General features: G+C 64.6%; 7 protein-coding genes. 3 read left to right on the top strand and 4 right to left on the bottom strand.

The genetic code is table 11. The features are described 5' to 3' along the window. Window positions 1-7: 7 nt before the first annotated feature. The 4 genes from SYV04_RS29735 to SYV04_RS29750 form a co-directional block, all read right to left on the bottom strand. Window positions 8-1,354, bottom strand: a complete 1,347-nt coding sequence (locus tag SYV04_RS29735; RefSeq protein ID WP_321549329.1) for a serine/threonine-protein kinase — start codon at window positions 1,352-1,354, stop codon at window positions 8-10. Window positions 1,355-1,553: 199 nt separating this feature from the next. After that, window positions 1,554-1,949, bottom strand: a complete 396-nt coding sequence (locus SYV04_RS29740) for a hypothetical protein (protein WP_321549330.1) — start codon at window positions 1,947-1,949, stop codon at window positions 1,554-1,556. Window positions 1,950-3,558: 1,609 nt separating this feature from the next. Continuing rightward, on the bottom strand, window positions 3,559-3,699 hold the full coding sequence (locus SYV04_RS29745; protein WP_321549331.1) for a hypothetical protein: 141 nt from the start codon (window positions 3,697-3,699) through the stop codon (window positions 3,559-3,561). Window positions 3,700-3,747: 48 nt separating this feature from the next. Continuing rightward, on the bottom strand, window positions 3,748-4,140 hold the full coding sequence (locus SYV04_RS29750) for a hypothetical protein (protein ID WP_321549332.1): 393 nt from the start codon (window positions 4,138-4,140) through the stop codon (window positions 3,748-3,750). Window positions 4,141-4,279: 139 nt separating this feature from the next. Here SYV04_RS29750 and SYV04_RS29755 point away from each other — a divergent pair, with 139 nt between their 5' ends. The 3 genes from SYV04_RS29755 to SYV04_RS29765 all read left to right on the top strand — a co-directional run bounded on the left by SYV04_RS29755 (window position 4,280) and on the right by SYV04_RS29765 (window position 7,917). Then, window positions 4,280-5,185, top strand: coding sequence for a DUF2381 family protein (locus tag SYV04_RS29755; RefSeq protein WP_321549333.1), 906 nt, complete (start codon window positions 4,280-4,282; stop codon window positions 5,183-5,185). A gap of 22 nt (window positions 5,186-5,207) precedes the next feature. Beyond that, window positions 5,208-7,244, top strand: a complete 2,037-nt coding sequence (locus SYV04_RS29760; protein WP_321549334.1) for a serine/threonine protein kinase — start codon at window positions 5,208-5,210, stop codon at window positions 7,242-7,244. Between the two features lie 175 nt (window positions 7,245-7,419). After that, window positions 7,420-7,917 carry a hypothetical protein gene (locus SYV04_RS29765; RefSeq protein WP_321549335.1) on the top strand — a complete coding sequence of 166 codons (498 nt, stop codon included), beginning with the start codon at window positions 7,420-7,422 and terminating at the stop codon, window positions 7,915-7,917. The last annotated feature ends 172 nt before the right edge of the window (window positions 7,918-8,089 follow it).

Raw genomic sequence — 8,089 nt, forward strand, 5'->3', positions numbered from 1 at the left:
CGGGCACTCAAGGCAGTGCTTGTCGATGAATGCCGCGCAGTCCTGGGTGTAGATTGGTGCCGGAAATCCTGTCTGCCAGTTGTCGATAGAGATCTAGATTGTCTGCAAGGGTCTCTGCAATAGCCGCAGCATCTGCATCAGAAGCTGCAGATAGCAGCATTCTGTCAAACACATCCATCGCCGCGTATCGCCAACGCTTGACTGATGCGGCAAGCACAGCCCGAACAGCTAGTTTTTTGATCTCCGGAGACTTTGTGCTGTCAAACACCAGCTTCATCTTTCGCGCAACGGTCTCGGCATATTCGAAAGGCCATCGCTCGACATGCTCGTCAATCACGTCCGAATATAGACTCAGGACAGGCTCAAATTCTGAACTCATAGCGCTTGCTAGGGCATGCAATAGCCCATTAGGAATCTTATCGAACCAGAAAGTAAAATCCTCAGGACGGTCCTGCAACAGAGGGAGTGTCGCCAATATCTGCTGAACAACTGGACGTTCGTATCTGTTTGATTGCAACAGGGACTCTGCCTGCTGCATAAGCACTTCGATAGTCCTTGCAGGATCAGCCCCAGGGCCATTGGCAAATTGATATGCCGCAACCGCATCAAGCAAATGTGGAACCGACGGATAGCGATCCCCGGGCGAATCACGCGTTGCCTTTCTAATGATGTATGCCAATCCGGCTGAAATAGCCTTCAGGTCCATTGCAATAGGCACTTGGTCCGTCAGCAGTTCATAAAGTACCTTGCCCAGTTGGTAGACGTCGGTCCGAGCATCGGCTTCTCGCGTGCCGCGTAGCACTCTTTGTTCCGGTGCGATGTATGCGTCTGTCCCCATGATGACGTTGCTTTTCGTCAGAATGGTCGAATCTCTGGGATCAAGCTTGGCTAACCCGAGATCGGAAACAACAACGCTTCCAGAAGGCATGCGCATCGCGTTCTGAGGCTTAATGTCGCGATGTGTTCCACCTGCGGTGTGAATCGCTTGAATCCCTAGGCAAATCTGCTTGAAGACCTCCAAGGCCTTCGCTTCATCTTTTGAAAGAGTATCCAATTCCTCTGCGATGGAGTTTTTCCCGAGTGGCATAACAAAGTACGGCGGGTCATGATCAACCGCACTAGACAGCACCGGCATGACGTTGGGATTCTGTATGCCCGCCATTATGCGTACTTCGCGCGCAAACCGGCGGGTCGTTTCCTGGTCTCCTGGAAGACAATACTTCAACGCCACTGGCAGGCTTGCTGTAAAAAGGTCTTCAACAAGCATGACTCGTCCCATCCCTCCCCCTCCGATACCCCTTACGACCTTGAAGCGTTTATCAATCACCTCGCCTGGCTGAAAAAGATAGTCCACAGGTGTCACCTCCTCGGAATGGCAAATAAATTAGATGCGCTAACACTACTCTATCAGGAACGGAGGCGGTTTCCTCTCTGAAATGGCCGCTCGTGCAGGGGGGGCACGCGCCCGCGAAGAGCTCTTCAATGCTCAAGAGCCCGAATCAAGCTGGGGCGCCCCGAAAATCCCGCGCTGCTACCTGTGTGCCGTGCTGCGCTCAGGCAGGCCGAATCAGTTTGAGGATCGCCGCTCTCTCACTTCCTCCCCGCCCGGTGTCGCGTCGGGCCGGCCGCCGCTTGAGCCTGGGGGCTTCTGGCTTGCGGTCCACGCGCTCTAGGAGTGCTTCCAGACTCTTCGCACAGATCATCGCGGCCCTTCCCACCTTCGGCCCACGTCGTAGCGCTCCGCTCCTCAACAACTCGAAGATCCGCGAGCGCCCGCAGCCAAGCAGGATTTGCGCTTCCTCTACGGGGATAGCCCGCGCCCGCGCCGCTTGAGCGGGCGCCGCGTTGCTGATCTTCGTGCGGATCTCGTTGACCGACTCCCGCAGGCCCCGCAACTCCTCGTAGATGGATCGCAGGATGTCGTCCCGCTCTTCGCCTTGCCCCTTCACGGCTGAAACTCTCCCGACTGCTCAGGGTGGGGCGCCGAGCGTCTGTCTCCAGGACGCGCGACGCCATGCTGTGAGAGGCCAGAGCCCGCGAGGGCTTGGAGGCGAGCCGCGCGCACTCCGGGGGCACGGAGAGACGATGCGCTGCGGGTGCCGTTCACAACGGGCCGCCTCCAGCTTCGGGGGCCGCCGTCGTGTCTCACTGCACGGGCCGCGTTGTCTCGCGTCCCTCCTCGTACGGTCAACGCGACTGTCCGCGTTGGGCACTGCTGGCCAGGCTTGGCCACCGCTGGACAGGTGCGGGCGTGTGCTTCCCACCTGGGGAGCGCGGGCGCCCGTCGCGTCCGACGCGGAGCGTTCTGTGTGGCATGAATCATGGCTCCCACGGTGCCCAAACCCGACGCGCTCGGACATTGGGCAAGATCAGGCGAATTCCGGCGGATCCAGGCGGATCCCTACAATCTCCGCGTTTCACACTGGAGCCCGCACGGACACCAGACAAGCGCGGCGCGGTGGAGCGCGCGAGGACTGCGGGCATGGTCGCGGCGGAAGTGATCAGCCCGTGGAGCGCGCCCGCGTCGGACAGGGCCCGCTCGGGTGCGTTGATCAGGCCAGGACGGCGGGCAGCGGTGACGCTCGCTAGCCCTGCACACAGGCAAAGGAGAAGAGAGATAGCGAAAGCGCCAGAACGCGCGGCGCGCCCTGGCGTGACTACCGGAGCCGCCCGGAGTGACCAGCGGCGCGCCCTGGCGTTTCCGCTGGCGTTCTTGCTGGCGTTTCTCCTGGCGTTGTCACCGGCATTGCTCCCGGCGTTGTCACCCAGCAGCCACCAACGGCGCACGAATGCGCCGCACATGGAGGGTTGCCCCTCCTGGGAGTCGATCCCGACCATCACCTAACCCGCCCTTTCCCGACCCTACCGAACAGCCCACAACGACCCGGGCAGAAGTGACACAGGGCAACGGCGGGTGTCCAGGCCACGGACGCAACGTGACAGGAGATCGGCAAGCGTGCAGACGGGCAAGCAAGGGCCAATGCGCGCGGGCGGACCAACCGCCGTGCGGCGTGGCGGAATCGCTGGCCGTTTCGCGGGCACGGCGCTGATGCGGGGCTGACAGCGGGACTTTCTCCGGCGCCACGGCTGGCGCCACGCCCGGCGCCACCCCGGCGCCACCCCGGCGCCACGCCCGGCGCCACCGGAACCTATGACGGCACCACCCCGGCACAATGGGAGCCCATGACGCCCCCCTACGGCGCTCACCACGCCACCACCGGGGCCGCCACGGCGCCAATTCGGGATCGTCACCAGCGGTGCCACCGGGGCGCCCGGTGAAGCCTGCCCGCGTCCCGGCTTGCCTGCTGGCGCAGACGGAACCCGCCTGCATCCCCGCTCGCCTGCCAGGTCGGTGGAGTGCTCCAACGCAGTAAGGCGGAGCAGCGCGATAGATGCAGCCCGGCTCCAAGTCACCGCGCCCAGTTCGGGCAGCGCGGCGCCCTTTCGGAGCGGCGGCGGAATGGGCTGCGCGGCGCCAATCGTCTCCGCGCCCAGCTCGTCCCGTGGTGCGCGCCAGGACGGCAGCCATCGCGCCCAGCTCGGGCAGCGCGGCGCCTTTCAGAACGGCGGCGCGAATGGCAGCGCGGCGCCTTTCAGAACGGCGGCGGAATGGGCTGCGCGCGTCCATGGTGCGCCGGTCCAGCTCGGTCCCGTGGTGCGCGCCAGGACGGCGACCATCGCCGCGCCAAGCTTGAGCATCGCGGCGCCCTTCCGGAACGGCAGCGGAATTGGCTATGCGGCGCCCCTTCAGAATGGCGGCGCGAATGGCAGCGCGGATCCATCGTCGCGGCCCCAGCTCGGGCCGGTGGTGCGTGCGTCGAACAGCTCGAGCTTGGCCCCATGGCGCGCGCGCCAGGACGGCAGCCATCGTCGCCGCGTCGGCCGGACACGTCGACGCGCGTCTCGCGGTGCTGGGGGCTCGTGGCGCGTGTCCAGGCCGCCCGCGTCGACGCGGGCCTCGTAGTGCTGGGGCTCGCGGTGCTGAGGCTCGCGGTGCTGAGGCTCGCGGTGCTGAGGCTCGCGGTGCCGGGGCTCGCGGTGCTGGGGCTCGTCGTGGCGCCCGTCCACGCCGGACGCGTCGGACGTGGGGCTCGTGGCGCTGGGCCCGTGGTGAGCGTCCAGGGCGCCCCCGTCGGACACATCGATGCGCGTCGCACGGTGCTGGCGCTCGTGAGTGCTGGGGCCCGTGGCGATGGGCTAATGGTGAGCATCCTGACTTCGACGCGGGGGGCCTCTCCCGTCTGCTACTCTGGGAGCCTACCCGGGAGGTTCCCCCGCCTTGCTCCGACCCTTTACCCCAAGTTTTGCGCTCGCCTCCCTGCTGGTGGGCCTCACCGCTGCTGCACAGGCCGCGCCCGCAGGCCGGTCTATCGTTTTCACGGGCAAGGCTGGCGAGTCCCCGTTGATCTACGTGGCGCCTGGTTCCATCACGGTGATCATGCTGGGCGCTCCGATTCTGCGTGAGTCTGTCCAGGTTGAGGGGCGCGCCCGCTTCGCCATTTTCGAGGTGAGCGATGCTGGCGTGACGCTCTCGCCCGCAGTCGCGCTCGGGACTGGCGAACGGCTCGCGCTGCGAGTCACCTACCGCGAGGGCTCACCCGCAAGTGTCGTGTTCCTGCTGACCGGGCAACCGGGCGCGGTGGATGGCTTGGTGAACGTGAGCCGCCCGCTGCAAACCTTCGAGGCGTGCCGCGTGGAACTGTCCGCCACGCGCGAGCGGTGCGAGGCGCAAGCCAAGGAACTGGAGGCGTTGAAGGCACGGCCCGCAGCGCTAAGCCCGGCAGCCGTGGCGCTCGCGGGGTTCGTGGACAAGGACGGCATGAGGGGCAAGCGCTTTGACAGCGTGTGCCTCTACGCGCGCGGGGGTGAGCTTCGCCCCGCTCGGTGCTGGGGCCTCGGGGGGGCAACGTGGAGCGTCGTTGTGCTGGAGGTCAGCAACACCGGAGGGGAGCCGTGGGCGCCCGAGTGGGCCGAAGTCACGCCCGAGGGAGGGGAGCCGCGCCGCGCTCGCGCGGTGCTCTCTGGACAGGTCCCCATCCCCGCGGGCGGCGTGGTGAGCGTGGCCGTGGAAGTGGAGATGCCCGCGCGTAAGAAGCCCGAAACATGGCTAGAGGCGCCGCACACGGTGCGGGTGTGCAACGGTGACGGGAGCCGCTGTCTGTCCGTTCCCCAGGTGACGCTGTAGCCACTGGCGAGAGGTGCGCGGCATGTTCGCGGATTTTGATCCCTTGGACTTGAAGCCCGGCCAGATGGTGAGCGACTGGCGCATTGTCCGACGCATCGGAAGGGGCGGGTATGCCGTCGTCTATGAGGTGGAGAAGGACGGCGAGCGTTTCGCGCTCAAGGTGGCCTGTCAGACAGAGCGCAGCCTTGATCCGAAGCAGACGGACGCGCGCGCGCGGCGTGAGGTGGCCTGTCTCCAGCAACTCAACCATCGGCACATCATCCGCATGTTGGGACAAGGCCGCTGGCCGCACGCGCGCTCAGGCTTCCACTACATCGTTCTCGATTTCGTGGACGGCTACACGCTCGCCCGCTGGGTAGAGCGGACCAACCCGACGCCGCATGAAGTCGTCGTCCTGTTCCTCAAGCTCTTTGATGCCCTGGAGCACATGCACAGTAAGAACGTGCTTCATCGGGACTTGAGCCTGAGAAACATCATGGTCACCAAGGACGGCGAGCCGGTGATCATCGACTTTGGGGCGGCGGACTACGCAACAGCCGAGGAGTTGACGGACGGCCCACTGCCCCCTGGAACGCCGCGCAACCGCAGCTCCGAGGCCCAAGCTTTCTGGGATGAAAACCGCCTCAAGCATGGGGCCCGTTACGAGTTCAAGGCGACGGACGATATTTTCGCGCTCGGAGCCAACCTCTACGACGTGCTGACGGACCCCGCACCGGAACGCAGCGAGCGGCAGCCCGTGCTCAATAGCATGTTGACAACCCCTCCTACCCCGCATCGGAAAACCAAGGGGCGCGTTCCAGCGGAGTTGAGCGCCTACGCGATGAAGCTGATCAGTCGTGACCTGGAGGTGCGGCCAGCGACGGCCAAGGATGCGCGGCGCCCGTTGGTGGACTTGGTGCGTTTCGAGGGGGATGCGTGGCGAGAGATTCCTCTTCACCCGGCAGCCGCGCAGCTACCGCGAGAACCCGCCGAAGAGGAGCAGGTGCCAGTCGAAGCGCGAGAACCCGAGGGCCCGCAGCACCCCATCCCTTCCCATCCGCTCCCGGTGCAGGTGGGGCCAGCGCCAGCGGATGCGGCGCCCGCGTCTTCTCCGGTGCAGCCAGCACCAGCGCCAGCGGATGCAGCGCCTGCGCCTTCTCCGGTGCAGGTAGCGCCAGCGCCAGCGGATGCGGCGCCCGCGTCTTCTCCGTTACAGCCAGCACCAACGGATGCGGTGCCCGTGCCTTCTGCTGCGGAGACTGCTGCGCAGCACAGCCCGCGCCGTGCGTGGCTGCGTCCGGTGTTCCTCGGGGCGTTGGCGCTCTCTGTCTTCGCCGCAGTCGTGGCTGCCTCCCTGCTGCATGGGCCAGCGCAACCCGAGCCGCCCCCCGTGGCCAGGAGCGCACCAACGGAGCAACCCCCGGCCTCAAGCACTCTGGCCGAAAAGCCGACAACCCGCTCCGAACGGTTAGCCTCGCCTCTCCCTACCCAGATGGAGGCGAGCCTGCCCGTGAAGCTGCCCGACAACTCCCCAACGCTCACCAACGGCGTACCCAACCCGCAGCAGGCCCAGAGAGTCAGCGCGCGCCGCGCCCTCATCAAGAAGTGCGCGACGCTCGTGGCCTCCGTCGCATGGCTTGAAGCGGGCTGCACTGGTGTGCAGACACGCCCGGATCCCGAGCCATGCCCCCAGGAAGCCATCAAGGCAATGGAGGAGCTAGATTGGGCAGTGGGCAGCCATGGGCCCTTCATCCTCCTGGACGTGGCCAAGGGGAGCTTTGAAGAGGCACGCGAGCAACCTGATGCCGTCTGGAAGGATGGACCCGTTACGGGTGCGCTGATCGAGCCAGAAGGCAAGGCGCCTGCGGGGATGCGGATTGATGGGCACCTGTGGACAACGGGAGAGCGCATCTATGGCCGCTATGTCCGCGCCCACCTTCCAGGCGGGCGCACCGTGCCGATCTGCCTCGAACTGGAGAACGCGGACGGCTTGGGCTCGAAAAAGCGTGAGGGCTCGAAGCCGGGGGCCCCTGTAGCGTCCAAGGTGTCGAACACGCATGCCGCTGAGCAGTGGAGGTGAGTCGGGCCCGGGGAGCCTCCCGCGTCCGAGAGGACCTGCTAGTGGAGTGCCCACGAAATTCTTGGACATGACAGGGCCTAGTGTCCTGCCAACTACCCGCGACTATGTCCACGTACTTCGTGGACAGTCCACGAGGCGGCGGGCGCTATCGCTATAATGAGCTGCAGGAGTCGCCATGGCTAAAGACAAGATGGAAGCATTGGAAACCGAGCTTGAGAGCGAGTTTCGGATCGTCTCTGACGCAATGAAGAGAATCAAAGGGATCCTCGCTCAGCATGCCGATGGCAAGTCGCTGAAAGGCGATGAGTTGGTGGGATGGCTCGGAGAGATCTATGGCAAGATGCTTCTGGATGGAGCGCTTGTGGATGATCGAGAGGAGCACGATTTCGTCGTGTCGGACGGACGCCGGGTTTCCGTGAAGACTCGAAAAGGGAGTAATTGGAAGCGGTCAGGATCAATCCCCAAGATCGACGGCCTGGACTGTCCCACGAATCTCATGTTTGTGCGGCTCGGAGATGACTATCGCGTCAAAAGCGTATGGCTTTATGAGTGGTCTGAGCTTCTTCATTCAGGGCGTTTTGTGAGTCATAAAGTGCGCGGGGTGCATCGGTCGTTCTTCTTTGAAGTGAATGAAGGCAAGGACCTTACGAAGCGCATCTATTGGAAGGGATAGGGTGCTCCCCAAGCAGGTGCGGAGGAGTCGCCCTATTGGAGTGTCGTATCCGCTGCACGAACCCCGTCTGGCATGAGCCAGGAGAGGCGCGCAGAGTGGGGCGATGGACGCGAGGCCCTCACAGCCAGCGCTATCGGGACGAGCCGTTCGCCGCAGCTTCCTGTTCCGGCGT

Source organism: Hyalangium ruber (genome assembly GCF_034259325.1).
Classification (GTDB): Bacteria; Myxococcota; Myxococcia; order Myxococcales; family Myxococcaceae; genus Hyalangium_A; species Hyalangium_A rubrum.